Source organism: Streptococcus lutetiensis (assembly GCF_900475675.1).
In the GTDB taxonomy this organism is placed as follows: domain Bacteria; phylum Bacillota; class Bacilli; order Lactobacillales; family Streptococcaceae; genus Streptococcus; species Streptococcus lutetiensis.
Genome location: NZ_LS483403.1, coordinates 660,368 through 679,132 on the forward strand (window position 1 = coordinate 660,368; position 18,765 = coordinate 679,132).

General features: G+C 38.7%; 14 protein-coding genes and 1 pseudogene. All 15 read left to right on the plus strand.

Features of this window, described 5'->3' with window-relative positions; all coding sequences use genetic code 11:
- The first annotated feature begins 250 nt into the window (after positions 1-250).
- The 15 genes and pseudogenes from trpX (at position 251) to nmlR (ending at position 18,742) form a co-directional block, all read left to right on the plus strand.
- Positions 251-1,252, plus strand: coding sequence for a tryptophan ABC transporter substrate-binding protein (gene trpX / locus DQN23_RS03460; protein WP_020916530.1), 1,002 nt, complete (start codon positions 251-253; stop codon positions 1,250-1,252).
- Positions 1,253-1,273: 21 nt separating this feature from the next.
- Positions 1,274-2,143, plus strand: a complete 870-nt coding sequence (locus tag DQN23_RS03465; protein WP_020916531.1) for an ABC transporter permease — start codon at positions 1,274-1,276, stop codon at positions 2,141-2,143.
- Positions 2,140-2,898, plus strand: a complete 759-nt coding sequence (locus tag DQN23_RS03470) for an ABC transporter ATP-binding protein (protein WP_111698385.1) — start codon at positions 2,140-2,142, stop codon at positions 2,896-2,898. The genes DQN23_RS03465 and DQN23_RS03470 overlap by 4 nt, the downstream gene beginning before the upstream one ends.
- Positions 2,899-3,099: 201 nt before the next feature.
- Positions 3,100-4,761, plus strand: coding sequence for a ribonuclease J (locus tag DQN23_RS03475; RefSeq protein WP_020916533.1), 1,662 nt, complete (start codon positions 3,100-3,102; stop codon positions 4,759-4,761).
- A 174-nt stretch (positions 4,762-4,935) separates the two neighbouring features.
- Positions 4,936-5,649 carry a matrixin family metalloprotease gene (locus DQN23_RS03480; RefSeq protein WP_020916534.1) on the plus strand — a complete coding sequence of 238 codons (714 nt, stop codon included), beginning with the start codon at positions 4,936-4,938 and terminating at the stop codon, positions 5,647-5,649.
- Positions 5,650-5,726: 77 nt separating this feature from the next.
- The gene (locus DQN23_RS03485; RefSeq protein ID WP_020916535.1) at positions 5,727-7,646 is read left to right on the plus strand and encodes an ABC-F family ATP-binding cassette domain-containing protein; all 1,920 of its coding nucleotides are present in this window, start codon (positions 5,727-5,729) and stop codon (positions 7,644-7,646) included.
- A gap of 190 nt (positions 7,647-7,836) precedes the next feature.
- A complete protein-coding gene (locus DQN23_RS03490; RefSeq protein ID WP_020916536.1) occupies positions 7,837-8,283 on the plus strand; it encodes a MarR family winged helix-turn-helix transcriptional regulator in 447 nt (148 codons plus the stop codon).
- Complete coding sequence (locus DQN23_RS03495) at positions 8,276-10,027, plus strand: ABC transporter ATP-binding protein (protein ID WP_111712719.1); 1,752 nt, start codon at positions 8,276-8,278, stop codon at positions 10,025-10,027. Before DQN23_RS03490 ends, DQN23_RS03495 begins: the two co-directional genes overlap by 8 nt.
- Entirely contained in the window at positions 10,027-11,904 is a 1,878-nt protein-coding gene (locus DQN23_RS03500; protein WP_111712720.1) for an ABC transporter ATP-binding protein, read from the plus strand. The genes DQN23_RS03495 and DQN23_RS03500 overlap by 1 nt, the downstream gene beginning before the upstream one ends.
- 288 nt (positions 11,905-12,192) lie before the next feature.
- A pseudogene (locus tag DQN23_RS03505) lies at positions 12,193-12,372 on the plus strand (hypothetical protein); the annotation flags it as partial.
- Positions 12,373-12,386: 14 nt separating this feature from the next.
- Positions 12,387-13,487, plus strand: a complete 1,101-nt coding sequence (locus DQN23_RS03510; protein ID WP_111712722.1) for an MFS transporter — start codon at positions 12,387-12,389, stop codon at positions 13,485-13,487.
- A gap of 219 nt (positions 13,488-13,706) precedes the next feature.
- The gene (locus tag DQN23_RS09235) at positions 13,707-14,018 is read left to right on the plus strand and encodes a hypothetical protein (protein ID WP_233422896.1); all 312 of its coding nucleotides are present in this window, start codon (positions 13,707-13,709) and stop codon (positions 14,016-14,018) included.
- 179 nt (positions 14,019-14,197) lie between these two features.
- Positions 14,198-16,987, plus strand: a complete 2,790-nt coding sequence (locus tag DQN23_RS03520; protein ID WP_111712723.1) for a cation-translocating P-type ATPase — start codon at positions 14,198-14,200, stop codon at positions 16,985-16,987.
- Between the two features lie 77 nt (positions 16,988-17,064).
- A complete protein-coding gene (locus DQN23_RS03525; RefSeq protein WP_020916544.1) occupies positions 17,065-18,246 on the plus strand; it encodes an Mbeg1-like protein in 1,182 nt (393 codons plus the stop codon).
- Between the two features lie 103 nt (positions 18,247-18,349).
- Complete coding sequence (gene nmlR / locus DQN23_RS03530) at positions 18,350-18,742, plus strand: stress response transcriptional regulator NmlR (protein ID WP_020916545.1); 393 nt, start codon at positions 18,350-18,352, stop codon at positions 18,740-18,742.
- The last annotated feature ends 23 nt before the right edge of the window (positions 18,743-18,765 follow it).

The window sequence follows — 18,765 nt, forward strand, 5'->3', positions numbered from 1 at the left end:
AGGAGGAAGCTAAGATATGAACATGACACAAACTCTTACAAGTTGGCAAAGTTGGCGTATGTAAAAGTTGTGTTTATGTTGTTGCATAGATACGACTTTTGGAGTACTTCTAAAAAGTATTTATGCGCTAATCTTAGTTACAAGATAAAAAAGCGTGTAGTAAGCAATTACTAGACGCTTTTCTTTTTAGTTGACTCTTTAGGATGAAAATATGCTATTAAGAAAATAGATTGTTCAACGGAGATAACAAATGAAAAATAAAGCACTTATTGGAACACTTATTGCCCTTGTCATGTTAGTAGCTGGTTCAATGATTTATGACCAGACTAAAAATGAGTCAGCGAAAAATGGAGACATCAAAATCGGTATTTTACAATATGTTACCCACGATGCTCTTGATGAAATTGAAAGAGGGATTGAAGATGGCTTAGCTGATGCTGGTTATGACAAAGCAAATGCGAAGATTACCGTTTTGAATGCCGAAGGTGACCAAAGTAAAATCCAAACCATGAGTAAACAATTGGTTCATGCTAAAAATGATGTGGTCATTGGTATTGCAACACCAGCTGCCCAAGGTCTAGCCTCAGCAACCAAAGACATTCCGGTTGTGATGGGAGCTATTTCAGACCCAGTCGGAGCAAAATTGGTTAAGAATTTGAAAAAACCGGAAGGAAACGTAACAGGAGTTTCTAACAAAGTGCCGATTAAACAAACGGTTGAGATGATTCAAGAAATTACACCAAACGCTAAGACAATCGGAGTCTTGTATGCTAGCAGCGAAGATAATTCCGTATCTCAAGTGGCTGACTTTAAAAAGTACGCTAAAGCGGCAGGTATCAACGTGATTGAATACGCCGTCCCATCAACCAACGAAATTAAAACAACCATGTCTGTCATGACTGGTAAAGTCGATGCTGTTTTTGTCCCACAAGATAATACCATTGCCTCAGCTTTTTCAACTGTTGTTAACTCAGCAAACGCTGCTAAGATTCCAGTTTATTCATGTGTGGACACCATGGTTGAACAAGGAAGCATCGCTTCAGTCGCTCAAAGTCAATATGATTTAGGGGTTGAAACAGCAAAAATTGCTATCAAATTACTTGCTGGTAAAAAAGTATCAGACGTCCCAGTTAACATCGTTAATACTGGTACCCCAACCCTTAACTTAAAAGAAGCTCAAGAACTTGGCATTACAATTCCAGATAGCATGCTGTCAAAAGCAACAGTAGCTGTCAAAGCAGATGAAAATTAGGAGAGAAGGAGAAAACATCATATGATTATTTCGTCAGTTTCACAAGGACTTTTGTGGGGGATTCTTGGTTTAGGAATTTACCTGACTTTCCGAATTCTTAATTTTCCAGATATGACGACTGAAGGGTCTTTCCCTCTTGGTGGAGCAGTGGCTGTTACTTTGATGAATCACGGGACACACCCTTTGTTAGCTACTTTGACAGGTATGCTTGCGGGTTGTTTAGCAGGTCTTGTTACTGGTCTTCTTTACACCAAAGGAAAAATTCCGACGCTTTTAGCAGGGATTTTGGTAATGACGTCATGTAACTCAGTTATGCTTATGGTTATGAAACGTGCCAACCTTGGTTTGCTTAACATCAAGCCTTTGCAAGCCTTGCTTCCATTTGCTGATAGTACAAATCTTTTGGTAATTGGTCTTTTGGCAGTGGTAATCGTCATTTCAGCGTTGATTTTCTTCCTTTATACACGTCTTGGTCAGGCTTATATCGCCACTGGTGATAACCGAGATATGGCAAAGAGCTTTGGAATCAATACTGACCGCATGGAAGTTATGGGACTTACCATTTCAAATGGTTTGATTGCTTTGTCAGGGGCTCTTGTCAGCCAACAAGATGGCTACGCTGATGTGTCAAAAGGGATTGGTGTTATTGTAATCGGTCTTGCAAGTATTATTATCGGAGAGGTGCTTTACTCAACTGGTTTGACACTACTTGAACGTTTGATTGCCATTGTGGTCGGGTCAATTTTGTACCAATTCTTAATCACAGGTGTGATTGCTCTTGGCTTCAATACCAACTACCTCAAATTATTCAGTGCCATTATCCTAGCCATTTGTCTTATGGTTCCTGTTCTTAAAAATAAATTCTTTAAAGGAGTGACCTTATCACGATGAAAAAAATTGTCGAATTAAAAAATGCAACAGTTCAAGTTAATAACGGACTTGATGAGGTCAAAACAATCCTTGACGATGTGAATTTGACCATTTATGAACATGACTTTTTAACGATTTTAGGTGGAAATGGTGCTGGTAAATCAACTCTTTTCAATGTGATTGCTGGGACTTTGATGTTAACTAGCGGAAGCATTTCAATCCTTGGAAAAGATGTGACGCATCTGCCTGCTGAAAAACGTGCTAATTACCTTGCGCGTGTCTTTCAAGACCCTAAAATGGGAACAGCACCTCGTATGACAGTGGCTGAAAATATCTTAATTGCCAAATACCGTGGTGAAAAACGTGGGCTTTTGCCACGAAAAATTCACAGTTTTACAGATGAATTTAAGAAATTGGTGGCACGAACTGGCAATGGTCTTGAAAAACATTTGGATACGCCGACTGGCCTTTTATCAGGTGGGCAACGTCAAGCCCTTAGTCTTTTGATGGCAACGCTAAAACGTCCAGAGCTACTTTTACTTGATGAACACACAGCAGCTCTTGATCCCAAAACAAGTGTGTCATTAATGAATCTGACAGATGAATTTGTGACGGGAGATCAGTTGACAGCGCTCATGATTACACACCACATGGAAGATGCTCTGAAATACGGTAATCGCTTGATTGTCATGAAAGACGGAAAAATCATCAAAGACCTCAATCAAGACGAAAAAGCCCAAATGGCAATCGCTGATTACTATCAATTATTTGAATAAAATGAAACGCCCTCGGGCGTTTTTTTTGTACCTTGAGTGACTTTTCCAAATCATAAAGAAGAAAAACTGCTGAAAATATGTTACAATTAAATTGCTGTAATTCGACTTGCTAACCTTTTTGGAGGCGAGGACCGTTAGTAAAAGAAATAAGCAAACTTGGTTTGCACGTATAAAAAAATAAAATGAGGAGAAAACATCGTCATGAGCGATATTAAAATTATTGCCCTAGGTGGGGTTCGTGAAAATGCAAAAAACCTCTATGTGGTAGAAGTTAATGACTCAATTTTCGTTTTGGATGCTGGACTGAAGTATCCTGAAAATGAGCAACTTGGTGTGGATGAAGTCATTCCGAACCTTGATTACCTAATTGAAAACAAAAAACGTGTGCAAGGGATTTTCTTGACACACGGGCACGCCGATGCTATTGGAGCTTTGCCTTATATTTTGCAAGAATTCAAAGCGCCAGTCTTTGGTTCACCACTTACTATTGAGTTAGCGAAGCTCTTTGTTAAGAAAAATAACAACGTTAAGAAATTCAATAATTTCCACGTTATCGACGCTGAAACTGAAATCGAATTTGCCGATGCGACAATTTCATTCTTCAAAACAACTCACTCAGTTCCTGAAAGTTTAGGGATTGTAGTTGGTACCGATGAAGGAAACATCGTCTATACAGGTGACTTTAAGTTTGACCAAGCGGCGCGTAAATATTACCGTACTGACTTGGGACGTTTGACTGAAATTGGACGCGAAGGTGTACTTGCCCTTCTTTCTGATTCTGCTAATGCTACAAGTCACGTCATGACAGCAAGCGAAGCAGAAGTTGCTGCTGAAATGTATAGCGCTATTGCTGACGCTGAAGGTCGCGTTATCATTGCTGCGGTTGCTTCAAACCTTGTGCGTATCCAACAAGTCTTTGACTCAGCTGCTGAATATGGTCGTCGTGTAGTCTTGACTGGTTTTGACGCTGAAAACATTGTTCGCACAGCGATTCGCATGAAACGTCTTCGTTTGGTTGATGAAAAATTAATCATTAAACCAAAAGACATGCACAAATACGAAGACCATGAATTGATTATTCTTGAAGCTGGTCGTATGGGTGAACCAATTAATGGTCTACACAGGATGGCACTTGGTCGTCACCGTTATATTCAAATTAAAGATGGCGATTTGGTTTACATCGTTACAACACCAAGTCTTTCAAAAGAAGCAGCAGTTGCGCGTGTTGAAAACCTAATTTACAAAGCTGGTGGTACGGTTAATCTTATTACGAAGACACTTAATGTCTCAGGTCATGCCAATGGACGTGATTTGCAGTTGATGCTTAACCTTCTTCAACCGAAATACCTTTTTCCAGTTCAAGGTGAGTACCGTAATTTGGCAGCTCATGCTGAATTGGCACAAGAAGTGGGAATGTACCCTGAAAACATCTACATCGTCAAACGCGGCGATGTTATGGTTCTTGGTAAAAATGGTTTCAACCATGAAGGTAGTGTACCAGCAGGGGATGTCATGATTGATGGTAATGCTATCGGTGATGTCGGAAACATCGTTCTTCGTGACCGTAAAGTCTTGTCAGAAGATGGTATCTTCATCGTTGCCTTGACTGTTAATAAACGCGAAAAGAAAATTGTATCAAAAGCAAAAATTCACACACGTGGATTTGTTTACGTTAAGAAGAGCCGTGATATTCTTCGCGAATCAGCTGAATTGGTTAACCAAACCGTTGAAAACTACTTGGAACAAGATAGTTTTGACTGGGGTGAATTAAAGGGAGCTGTCCGCGATGAAGTGGCTAAATTCCTCTTCGACCAAACCAAACGTCGCCCAGCTATCTTACCAGTCGTTATGGAAGTGAGATAAGAAGATTATTGAAGTTGAGACAGAAGTTCTCAACTTCTTTTTTTATTATGATGAATCGTAGTGGTTGACTGGGATTAAAATGATTATTTTTTCTTGTTTTTTTAAGCTTAGCTTGTTATACTATAGCCCGAGGTAATTTGTTAATGCTTAGAATTCTAGAAAGAGAGGATAGGTATGAGAACACTATTTAAGATTATCTTTTTCATTCCAAGCCTCATTATTAATATTATCTGGAATTTTTTCTGGGCTATTATCAAGACAATCATTTTGATTGCGATTGTGTGTTTTGGTCTGCTTTATTATGCCAATAACAGTAGCTCACAGTTAGCAAATTCCATTTTAGATGCTGCTAATAGTGCGACAGCTTATTTTCAGGATAATAAAGATGATATTGCTAAGAATTTAAAAGATTTATCGACCGATGATTTCACGCATTATTCTGGTGCGCGCTGGTCAAGTAATTCAGCGACGGTTTATATTAAAACGACCAATAAAACTTTGGTCAATGCTTATGAAGAAGCTATCAATGCTTGGAATGCGACGGGTGCTTTTACCTTTACGCTTGTGAGTGATGAAAGTTCTGCTAATATTGTGGCGACGGAGTATTCTGATGCTAGTTCCAAGGCGGCTGGGCTTGCTGAGACAGAAACCAATGCTCTGACTAATCAGATCACACATGTGGATGTTAAGTTAAATACCTATTATTTGCTTGACAATGATTATGGCTACACACACAATCGTATCGTCTACACAGCAGAGCACGAATTGGGGCATGCGATTGGGCTTAACCACGATGACAATGAAGAATCTGTCATGCAGTCTTCAGGATCATACTACGGCATTCAAATGGTTGATATCCAAAAAGTGCAATCGATTTATAATCAATAGTAATGAAATCTGCTCATTTGAGCAGATTTTTTGATATTATCCTAGTTTAACGAGTGAGGATTTGTTAAAATAGACATATGATTATTTTACAAGGAAACAAAATTGAACGCTCATTTTCGGGCGATGTCTTATTTGACAATATTAATATTCAAGTTGATGAAAAAGACCGCATCGCGCTTGTTGGGCGAAATGGTGCTGGTAAATCAACGTTGTTAAAAATTTTAGTCGGTGAAGAAGCACCAACATCAGGTGAAATCAATACAAAACGTGACTTAAGTTTGTCATATTTGGCGCAAGATAGCCGTTTTGAGTCAGAAAATACCATTTTTGATGAAATGTTGCACGTTTTTGATGATGTGCGTGGCATGGAATCTCGTCTTCGTAAGATGGAAATGCAAATGGCTGAGCTAACAGGCGATGCCTTTGATAAATTGATGTCAGATTATGACCACTTATCAGAAGAATTTCGTGTTAAAGGTGGATTTACTTACGAGGCAGAAATCAAAGCCATTTTAAACGGGTTCAAATTTGATGAATCGATGTGGCAAATGAAAATTTCTGAGTTGTCTGGTGGGCAAAATACTCGCTTGGCACTTGCTAAAATGTTGCTTGAAAAGCCTGAACTTCTTGTACTTGACGAACCAACTAACCACTTGGACATTGAAACCATTGCTTGGCTTGAAAATTACTTGGTCAACTACCAAGGCGCTTTGATTATTGTCAGTCACGACCGTTACTTCCTAGATAAAGTGGCAACGATTACGCTTGATTTGACAAAACATTCGCTTGACCGTTATGTCGGTAATTACTCAAAATTCATGGACTTGAAGGCTGAGAAATTAGCTCTTGAAGCTAAAAATTACGAAAAACAAGCTAAGGAAATTGCTAAGTTGGAAGACTTTGTGCAACGTAACCTTGTTCGTGCTTCAACGACAAAACGTGCCCAAGCCCGCCGCAAACAATTAGAAAAAATGGAGCGCTTGGACAAGCCATCAGCTGGACAAAAATCTGCCAACATGACTTTCCACGCTGACAAGGTGTCAGGAAATGTCGTCTTGACAGTTGCTGATGCGGCAATTGGTTATGATGACCAAATTTTGTCTGAACCAATCAATATTGATGTCAAGAAATTTGATGCCATTGCCATAGTTGGACCAAATGGTATTGGAAAATCAACTTTGATTAAATCAATCGTTGGTCAGATTCCATTTATCAAAGGAACATCAACTTACGGTGCCAACGTAGAAGTGGGTTACTATGACCAAACACAATCAAACTTGACTCATACCAATACTGTACTTGATGAGCTTTGGAATGATTTTTCAACAACACCAGAAGTTGAAATTAGAAATCGTCTTGGTGCTTTCTTATTCTCAGGTGATGACGTTAAAAAATCTGTCAGCATGCTTTCAGGTGGCGAACGAGCTCGTCTTTTGTTAGCAAAATTGTCAATGCAAAACAACAATTTCCTTATCCTTGACGAACCAACCAACCACTTGGATATTGACAGTAAGGAAGTTCTGGAAGATGCCTTGATTGATTTTGACGGCACGCTTTTATTTGTCAGCCACGACCGTTATTTCATTAACCGTGTAGCGACAAAAGTGCTTGAAATCTCCGAAGAAGGCTCAACACTTTACCTTGGTGATTACGATTATTACCTTGAGAAAAAAGCAGAGCTGGAAGAATTAGCACGCTTGAAAGCTGAAGAAGCACAAGAAAAAACAACAGTTGTCGTTGAAAAAGCGCCAGCTAATGATTATCAAGCTCAAAAAGCCAATCAAAAAGAACTTCGTAAACTCACACGCCGAATCACTGAAATTGAAAATCAATTAGAAGAAATTGAAGCGCGAGAAGAAGAACTCAACCAAGCCATGCTTGCTACAAACGAAGCAAGTGAGTTGATTGATTTGCAAAAAGAACTCGATGAACTAACTGAACAACAGGAAAACCTCATGCTTGAATGGGAAGAACTCAGCGAAAAGGTTGAGGGTTAAAATACTAGTAATCTCGGCAGAAATGTCGGGATTTTTTGTTTTAAAAAATCAATAGCAGGCTATTGATTTTTGCCTTTAAAGTTTTATAATAGTCTTGGAAATAAAATGAAATGTTTAGCAAATCTTAAAGAGTGCCTGCTGGTTTTGAGTGGCATTTTTTGAAATTACTTTTTTATTGTTGGAGGTTACTATGAATCCTAAAAATGCTCCATACGGTTGGCTTGTTAAGCGAATCGCGCATCGTTTGGAACAAAATATGAACAATTTCTTAAAACCTTATAACATTACGATTATGCAATCTTGGGTTTTGCTGTATTTAAAAGACACCAAGGAATGCTGTACTTATAAGGAATTGGAAAAAGAATTCGAAGTGTCACAACCAACTATGGCGGGAATTATTTCGCGTTTGGAACAAAAAGAGTTGGTTACTAAGGTTCAGGATGACAAGGACAAGCGTGTCAAGAAAGTGCGCATTTCTGATAAAGGGCTTGATTTAATTGTACTTGTATGTGATCATTTGCAGGAATCCGAAGACGATATTATCAGAGGCTTTTCTGATAAAGATCAAGAAACATTTCACTCTTTGCTCGAGAGAGCTTATTATAATGTTGTAGAAAGAGGTGACGAGAATGATTAAAACCCTTTTAGCTCAAGTCAAGGAGTATAAGACGCCATCTTTACTTGCTCCTTTGTGTGCAACTTTAGAGGTTTTCTTCGATATGTCAGTCCCTTTTGTTATTGCTAAGTTAATTGACCAAGGGGTACAAGCTGGGAACTTGGCTGTTGCCATGAAGTATGGTATCTTGATGTTGGTTCTTGCCACATGTGGTTTAACAACTGGTTTCTTGGCTGGTAAATTCGCTGCGCAAGCCTCAGCAGGATTTGCCGCTAATTTGCGTGAAGGAATGTATGATAATATTCAAACCTTTGCCTTTTCAAATATTGATAAATACAGTACAGCTGGTCTTGTCACTCGTATGACAACAGACGTTACAAATGTGCAAAATGCTTATCAAATGATTATTCGTATCGTTGTGCGTGCACCACTGACAATCGTTGTTAGTATGATTATGTGTTTTGTGGTAGACCAACGTTTGAGTTTGATTTTCCTTGCGGCTGTCTTGATTTTGGGAGCATCGCTTCTATTTATCATGCGTAAGGCTATGACAACTTTCAATTACGTTTTCCGTAAATACGATGATTTGAATGCTAGTGTTCAGGAAAATATTTCTGCCATTCGTGTGGTTAAAGCATTTGTACGTGAAAAATATGAAAATAAAAAATTCACGAAGGCTGCTGAAAATATTTACCGTTTATTTGTTAAAGCTGAGAAAATCATCATTTTCAACGTGCCAGTTATGATGTTTATCATCTTTGGTTGTATTATCTGCTTATCATGGTTTGGAGCACAATTCATCGTTGGTGGTACACTGACAACGGGTGAATTGACATCCCTAATGTCTTACATCTTTGCCATGATGATGTCTCTTATGATGTTGTCAATGATTATGGTTATGGTTTCAATGAGTACAGCCAGTGCCGAACGTATTGCAGAAGTGCTTAATGAAAAAGCTGATATCGTGAACCCTAAAAATCCATTGATGGAAGTTCCAAATGGAAACATCGAGTTTAACCACGTGCATTTTTCATACAAACACGGTGATGGAGAAGAAGTGCTATCTGATATCGACCTTAGTGTTAAATCTGGTGAAATCATCGGTGTTATCGGTGGTACTGGTTCAGGTAAGACATCTTTTGCTAATTTGATTTCTCGTCTTTATGATGTGGATGCAGGGTCAGTCAAAGTTGGTGGACACGATGTTCGCGAATACGATTTGGAAGTTCTTCGTGACCAAGTAGCTGTAGTGCTTCAAAAAAATGTCCTTTTCTCAGGAACTATTCTTGATAACCTTCGTTGGGGGAATGAAAATGCGACTGACGAAGAATGTATGGAAGCTTGTCGCCAAGCTTGTGCAGATGAATTTATCGAACGTTTCCCTGACAAATACAATACATGGATTGAACAAGGCGGAAGCAATGTCTCTGGTGGTCAAAAACAACGTCTTTGTATCGCCCGTGCATTGCTTAAAAAACCAAAAGTTTTGATTTTGGATGATTCAACAAGTGCCGTTGATACTGCCACAGATGCCAATATCCGTCGTTCATTTGAAGAAACAATTCCAGGAACAACAAAAATCATCATTGCTCAACGTATTTCAAGTGTGCAACACGCTGATAAAATTTTGGTTCTTGATGATGGTAAAATCTCAGGCTTTGCTAGCCACGATGAGTTACTACAAACAAACGCTATCTACCGTGAAATCAATGAGGTTCAACAACAAGGTAGCGGTGATTTTGATGAGGAAGGAGGTAATAACTAATGGCTCAACCTAAAAAAGAAGTGAACAAACAAGCCACACTAAAACGTGTTTTGGCTTATGTGATTAAGAATTATAAATGGCGTTTCATGGCTGTTTTCGTCTTGATTTTGATTGCTGCGCTTTGTATGGTTCGTTTTAGTTTGTTCATGCAAACCTTGATTGATAGTTATGTCACACCTCTTTTGGCTGCTAAAAATCCTGACTTTTCTGGTTTAGCACATGCTATTTTCCAACTAATCATTATTGGAATTATTGGGGTAGCAAGTACTTACACTTATAACCGTTTGATGGTTTATGTGGGGCAAGGAACAATGCGTCATATTCGTATTAACCTCTTTACGCACATGGAAAGCTTGCCAATCAAGTACTTTGATACGCATGCTCACGGGGACATCATGTCAATCTATACCAACGACGTTGATACCCTTCGTCAATTGATTGGACAAAGTATCCCGCAAGTGGTCAACTCAAGCTTTTCGATTTTGACAACTTTTGTCAGCATGTTAGTTCTAAATGTGCCATTGTCAGCCATGTCAGTCTTCATGGTTATTGTTTTGCTTTATGTGGCTCGTAAAATCGCTGCGCAATCTTCAAAATATTTCCATGACCAACAAAATGACCTCGGTCGTGTTAATGGTTTCATCGAAGAAATGATGGATGGTCAAAAAGTTGTTAAAGTTTTTAACCATGAAGAACGTGCTAAGGAAGATTTCCGAAAACTTAACCAAGAACTTCGTGAATCAGCTACAAATGCCAATATCTTTGCGAATATCTTGATGCCAGTTTCTGCTAATATCGGTCACTTTTCATATGTTCTTTGCGCCATGCTTGGAGCAGTTCTTGCTCTTAATGGTTATGCTGGTTTGACTTTGGGGACTTTGGTTTCTTTCCTAGCATTAAACCGTGGTTTTACTAATCCGATTACTCAAATTAGCCAACAAATCAACTCTGTTGTTATGGCGATGGCAGGTGCTGACCGTGTCTTCCAACTGCTAGATGCAGAATCTGAATTGGATGAAGGTTACGTTGAATTGGTTAATGCCAAAGAAGACGCTGCTGGAAATCTGCAAGAAGTGAAAGAATCAACTGGTACTTGGGCTTGGAAACATCCACACGAAGATGGTACAGTGACTTATCATAAACAAGAAGGTCGTGTAACTTTCACAGATGTAACTTTTGGTTATAACGATGATAAGATGGTTTTACATGATATTAATTTATTTGCGGAACCTGGTCAAAAAATCGCTTTTGTAGGTTCAACTGGTGCGGGTAAAACAACCATTACAAACTTGATTAACCGTTTCTACGATATCCAAGAAGGTAAGATTCATTACGATGGTATTAACATTCGTAAAATCAAAAAAGCTGACCTTCGTCGTAGTTTAGGAATTGTATTACAAGACACACACCTCTTTACAGGAACTGTTATGGATAACATCCGCTACGGACGTTTGAATGCTAGTGATGAAGAATGTATCGAAGCTGCCAAATTAGCTAATGCACATGATTTCATTAAACGCTTGCCAGAAGGTTATAATACCATTTTGACAGGTGACGGAAGCAATCTTTCTCAAGGACAACGTCAATTACTTGCGATTGCGCGTGCGGCTGTGGCTAATCCACCAGCCTTGATCCTTGATGAAGCAACTTCATCAATTGATACACGTACCGAAGTTCACGTTCAAGAAGGTATGGACGCTCTTATGAAGGGTCGTACAACCTTTGTCATTGCCCACCGCTTATCAACGGTTCGCAACGCTGATTGCATTATGGTTCTTGAACAAGGACGCATCATTGAACGTGGTAACCACGATGAATTAATCGCTCAAAAAGCCCGTTACTACCAACTCTACACAGGTAACGCCATTAGTGAATAACAGATTTAGACAATCTTTGGAAAATAGCAGAGCTGTTTTTCAAGGGTTGTTTTTTGTTAGCTTTTTAGAGTGATTTTCCATGTAGAACGTTTACTTTTATTTTTTGGCAAAAATCACTTACGAAGAAAATTTTTTATGGTAGACTGAATCCTGTTGACTGTAAACTGGAGTTGATTGGAGAAGTGTTGGAGTAAAAAATCCATTCAGACACTATCCTAGCGGAGGACATGTTATTGTACGCCGACCTAGGTTGAGGGTTGATAAAAAATAAAATGAATGGAGAATAAAATGCCTCGTAATTTTAAAGAAGCAATGGTATTTACGTGTTTGATGTGTGGAATGATGGTTTTCGGAATGAGTATGTGGAACTTGTTCGTTGCAGGAGCTTTTTCTTGGAAACATGTCTTTTTAGGATTCATTCTAGAGTTTATCGTTGCTTTCATTTTAGATACTTTAATCGTTGGTCCAAATTCTTTTTAACCATGTTTATTATTGGAACAGATACGTTTCTGATTTCCCCATTGCTAACGACTTTATCTAGTCTTTACCATATTGATACGTCAATTTCTGGTTGGATGGTTAGTGCTTATACTATAGGCTATGCCTTATTCGCTTTGGTTTCAGGGCCAATTTCAGATGGAAGGGACCGCAAGAAAGTGATGGTATATAGTTGTCTAGCTTTTACGATTTCAACCTTTTTATGTGGTTTTGCAAATTCATTTGCTTTGATGTTTTTGTTTCGTTTTTTAGCTGGAATCAGTGCTTCTTTTGTGACTTCTCAAGTTTGGGCATCAATTCCAGTGGTGGTTGAGAAAAAGAATATTGTTCAGGTAATGGGATATGCAACGGCTGGTTTATCTGTTTCTCAGATGGCAGGTGTTCCGATTGGTGGTTACCTTGCTGGAATTTCATGGCGTTCCCCATTCTTTACCATTTCAGCGGCTTCCTTGGTTTTATTGCTTCTTATTAATTTTTATATGCCAAAATTGGAAATTGGAAAGGGTCATAAAATCTCCTTTACAAGTGCTTATAAAAATGTTTTGACTAATAAAAAATCTGTATCTTATCTTTTAGCTTATTTTGTCTTTCAGACAGGGTCATTTACAGCAATCACGTTTATTGCGACTTGGTATAATCATAGTTTTGGTTTGTCTTTAGCTAATATTAGCACAGCGATTATTGCTATTGGGGCAGGTAATCTTGCAGGTTCGCTTTTTGGTAGTCATATTGTTAAGCGTTTTGGTTTACAAAAAACATTTAAAACAGAATTGACGACAATTGTTATTCTTTACTTGGTTTTATTACTTGTTCACCATTTTTGGGTAGCAGAGGTGTTATTGACCATTATTTATGTGAACAATGGATTTATTTTTCCATTATTTATGACAACATTGCAAAGTACTGTAGAAAATGCTCGAAGTACGATTTCATCATTATCAAATGCCGTGATGTATTTAGGAGAAACTATTGCGAGTATCGTTGGTGGTGTTTTATTTGAACAATTTGCAGGATTTTTTGGCATTGCTGTTTTTGCAGCAGTAATGATCGCTCTTTCGTTGCTATTGTATTATAGGAGCTTTTAAGAAGGTTGATAATTAATGGTTCTTTGTTGTAACAAGGTGGGCAAATGAAAAGAAATTTGAAAAAGGTTCTTAGTGATATTTTGTTTCAAAATACTGGATCAACTACTTCAATTTTAGAAGCGATAATGAATAAAACAGTTGAAGTAGAAATAATTCAAGAACGTATTATTTGCGATAGTGACTATTCTACTCAGTATAATTGGGGGAGATTCTTTGGCTATGCGAGCTACAACATTAAAAGCTGGAGGTATTGACATCTCAAATAATATTGTTATTTATGATGCTGATAAAGTAAAGCAATTAGATGATTTTTGTGTTCAGAATTGTTTAATACCTATTGGTAAAATTTTTTCTGATTTAAGAAAGCCGGCATATTTAAGCAAATACTGTGATTTTTTTAATCTAACAGCTACAAAGTATCCAGTAAAAGAGTCCCAATTTATACATAATGGTGAAGTTTATTTTCATATTATTGAATTATATTTAGAAGATAATTTATTTGATATTTTAAATGGTACGTTAATAATTTAGACTATACTTCTAAAATAAAAAGACATCTTAGATATATCAGTCTAAGATGTTTTTGTACAAACTTGGAAATTCTGTTGAAAATGGTGTGAAAGGCTTGCTTGATTTACCTCAATGATTTTGAAAAGTAGTATAATGGCTTTAAGGATGTGAAACCGTTTTTAGAAATTGAGGAACAAGTTATGAGTAATCGAACAAATGAAAAAACTGTTCAACTTGACCTTGGAACTTACGCAGCTAACGACGTTTACAAAGCCGCTGCTACGCAAAGCTCAGGCCTAAGTCATAAACAAGTCAAAGAACGTCAAAAACAATATGGTCCAAATCGACTAAAAGAAGTCGAAAAAGAACCAGTCATTGTAACTTTTATTAGGAATTTTACAAGTCTTATGGCAATCCTTCTCTGGGTAGGAGGTGCTGTGGCGATTTTATCTCATAGCGTTGAACTCGGTCTTGCCATTTGGTTTGTCAATATCATCAATGGTGTTTTCAGTTTTGTTCAAGAATACCGTGCTAGCCAAGCAACCGAAGCTCTAAAAAAGATGCTTCCTTCTTATGCACGTGTCATTCGTGAAGGGCAAGAAGAAAAGGTACTTGCTGAAGAGTTGGTGCCTGGTGACCTTGTTTTGATTGAAGAAGGTGACCGTATCTCTGCAGATGGTCGTGTTATTTTTGCTACAGATTTTCAGGTCAATCAATCTGCCCTAACAGATGAATCAAATCCTGTCTATAAAAATAGTGATGCTGACACAGATGCTCAAAAAACAGCTCTTGAATACGACAATATGGTCTTTGCAGGTACAACTGTTTCATTGGGTTCAGCCAAGATGATTGTCTCAGCGACTGGTATGGCAACCCAATTTGGACAAATTGCTCACTTGACAGAAAATATGGCTGATGATAAAAGCCCGCTTCAAAAAGAATTAGACCATTTGACCAAACAAATTTCAGTTATTGCAATTACTGTTGGGGTTATTTTCTTTATCGCAGCGGCACTTTTTGTTCACCAACCATTTGCAAAAGCCTTTATTTTTGCACTTGGTATGATCGTCGCCTTTATCCCAGAAGGATTGCTCCCGACAGTTACTCTTTCTTTGGCAATGGCTGTGCAACGCATGGCAAAATCAAACGCCTTGGTTAAAAAATTATCATCCGTTGAAACTTTGGGAGCAACTTCGGTTATTTGTTCGGATAAGACAGGGACATTGACCCAAAATGCCATGACGGTTAACCACCTCTGGCAAGTATCTGGTCAGTATGATGTGACAGGACTAGGCTATGCTGCTGAAGGAGATATTCGCAAAAGTGGTGGTAAGAAAGCTGCGCTTATCGAAAGTCAACCGCTTGAACACCTTATCCGCTTTGCTCACCTCTGCAGTAATGCACAAGTTTTGCCACCTAATGACAAAAATGCTTCGTACACTGTCCTTGGTGACCCAACCGAAGCTTGTCTGAATGTCTTGGCTGAAAAAGCTGGCCTAACCCTTGAAAAAGACAAGTCTTGGGGACCACGCTTGAAAGAATTGCCTTTTGATTCAGTACGCAAGCGCATGACGACTGTTAACCAAGTTGACAGCTTAGTCGATGGCAGTTCTTTGGTGTCCATCACCAAAGGTTCTCCAAAAGAAATGGTAGAGCTCTGCCATTTTTACAAAGACCAAAAAGGTATTCATGAAATGACGGCAGACGTTCAAGCGAGAATCTTAGCTGCCAATGATGATTTTGCTAAGGATGGTTTGCGGGTTTTGGCATTTGCTTATCGGACCTTGGAAAGTGAACGATTGACTCAAGAAGAACAATGGACGAAAGAAACTCTAGAACACAATATGATCTTTCTTGGCTTGATTGCTATGAGTGATCCTCCTCGGGAAGGTGTGCGTGAGGCGGTTGAAAAGTGTCACCGCGCAAGTATTCGTATTATCATGGTGACAGGTGACTACGGTTTGACAGCGCTCAGTATCGCTAAGAAAATCGGTATTGTTCGTGGTGACGATGCGCGTGTTGTGACTGGCTTAGAGTTGGAAAAGATGTCTGATGAAGCCTTAAAAGAAGCGCTCAAAGGCGAAATTGTCTTTGCGCGTGTGGCACCGGAGCAAAAATATCGAGTTGTATCAGCTCTTCAAGAATTGGGTGAAGTTGTCGCTGTGACAGGAGATGGAGTTAACGATGCTCCTGCCCTTAAAAAAGCAGATATTGGTGTCGCTATGGGGATTACAGGTACAGATGTCGCAAAAGAATCGGCAGATATGATTTTGACGGATGACCATTTTGCATCTATCGTTAAAGCGGTTGAAGAAGGGCGTGCGGTTTTCCACAATATCAAGAAATTCTTGACTTATATCTTTAACTCAAATACTCCAGAAGCCGTCCCGTCAGCATTCTTCCTATTATCACGTGGCTTTGTCCCACTTCCTTTGACTGTTATGCAAATTCTAGCTGTCGATTTGGGGACTGACATGATTCCAGCACTTGGCTTGGGAGTTGAACCACCAGAACCAGGTGTGATGAACCAACCACCTCGCAAATTGACTGAGCGTTTGCTGGATAAGAAATTGCTGATAAAAGCTTTTCTATGGTATGGTTTGATTGAATCATCTCTTGCTATGGGTGCATTCTTTATCACTTATCTACTTCATAATGGAAACTTAGCGGTGCTTGCAGGTTCAGGTCAATTGTACCAAGAAGCGACAACCATGACCTTGGGTGCTATTATCTTCTGTCAAATCGGTATGGTCATGAACAGCAGAACCTCTGACCAATCCATTCGCAAGTTGCAATTATTTGGTAATCCTTTGATTAATATCGGTTTAGTTGTTGAATTGATTATTTTTGTGACTCTGGTATATTTGCCTGTTTTTCATGATTTGTTCAACACAGCAAGTCTTGGTGTTTGGCACTGGCTTTACCTTATGCTCTGCCCATTCGTCATCGTAGGACTTGAAGAATGGCGTAAGAGACTTATGCGAAAGTAAGCTTATTTGGGGTGTCTGTCTTTTCCTTGACACTTTCTGAAAATCTCTGTAAAATTCAAGAGAGTTAGGGGAGAATAATGGCGACAATTAATGACTATTTAGATCACAACAAAAATCGTTCTTTTGAAGATTTTGCCTTTAATGAAGCAGATATTCTATGCTTGAATGAGCTTGGTTATTTCTGTTTTGAGGAGTTAGATGCATCGATTGATTTTTCAAAAGAAGTGAATCTTCACGAGGTCTTAATGCCTTACGTAACAGGTGAAAAACTCTTTAATCATAGTTTTTTAGTGACTGAAGAGCGTGTTAAGCTTTTGCAGAAAGTTGTGGCTTCAAAACGTTTTGTAAATTTGAATTTGTCTGATTATGTCAATGACGTTGATGCGGAATACGAAAGACAGTTTTCAGCTATGGTCTTTACTTTACCTGAAATTAATCATCATCAGCTGGTTTTTCGCGGGACAGATGATACCATGATTGGCTGGAAAGAGGATTTTAAACTGACCTATGTTCAAGAAATTCCTGCTCATCGTGCGGCTGTGGCTTATCTTGAAGCTTACCTTGAAAAATACGCTGGTAAGGTGACCGTTAGCGGGCATTCTAAAGGTGGAAATTTGGCCCTTTATGCCGTAGCCCATGTTAATGACCTGCTTCGTGAACAAATCGAAAAAGTCTATATGCTTGATGCACCCGGTTTGCAAGAAAAAGGCCTTGAAAGTGATAGCTATAAGGCGATTCGCGGGCGCGTGACGGTGATTCGACCAGAAGAGTCTATCGTTGGCATTATGCTCTACAACGACATTGACCCGATTGTAGTTAAGAGTAATGCTTCAGGCATCATGCAGCATGCCGTTACGTCGTGGCAATTTAATGAAGAAACAGGTGAGCTAATCTTAGCTGAGCGCCAAACTGATTTAAGCCAAAATCTTGAGAAGACTTTCAAGCAATGGATGAAGGAATTGTCTAGTCAAGAATTGAAAATACTTTTTGACATTCTCTTTGATACCTTGATGTCAAGCGGCATTCATAGCATCAATGACGTCACAATCGACCGAGAATTTGGTGCCAAATTAGCTACAAGCATTGCTTCCTTTTATTCTATCGGAACAGAGAAAAAGCTCTTGCTAGCTAAATCAGCTAAATTATTTTTGCAAGCTTTTGTTGGACACAGTCGCTTGGGTAACTTTAGTAGAGATAAGATAAATTTGTCGTTACCTGATTTCAATAGTCTTTTGTCACGTTTAGATAAGAAGAAATAAGAGTAAAAAACTTGGGTTTTCCCAAGTTTTTTTGTGCGATTTACTTGACTTGGAGTTCACTCTAAGGTATATACTGTGTTAGAAAGATGAGAGGAGATGAGTTATGAATATCAAAAAAGTCAGTGAGCAAACGGGCGTTTCAGCAGATACTATCCGCTATTATGAGCGTATTGGCTTGTTGCCACGAGTGCGCCGAAATAAATCTGGTGTCAGGGATTTTTCTGAACAAGATATTGCTGCTCTTGAATTTATTCGTTGTTTTAGAAGTGCTGGCATGAGCGTAGAATCTTTGATTGAATACATGAGTTTGGTTGAAGAAGGTGAAGGCACGGAAAAAGCACGGATGAAAATTTTAGAAGAAGAACGTGAAAAATTGATTTCCCGCATTGCTGAACTCCAAGCTGCCAAAGAACGACTAGATTATAAAATTGAGAATTATAAAAATATCATTTTGAAAAAAGAAGAGAGTCTTTTTGAAGAAGGAACAGCTGATTAAGCGTTTAGAAAAGAGGATTCAAC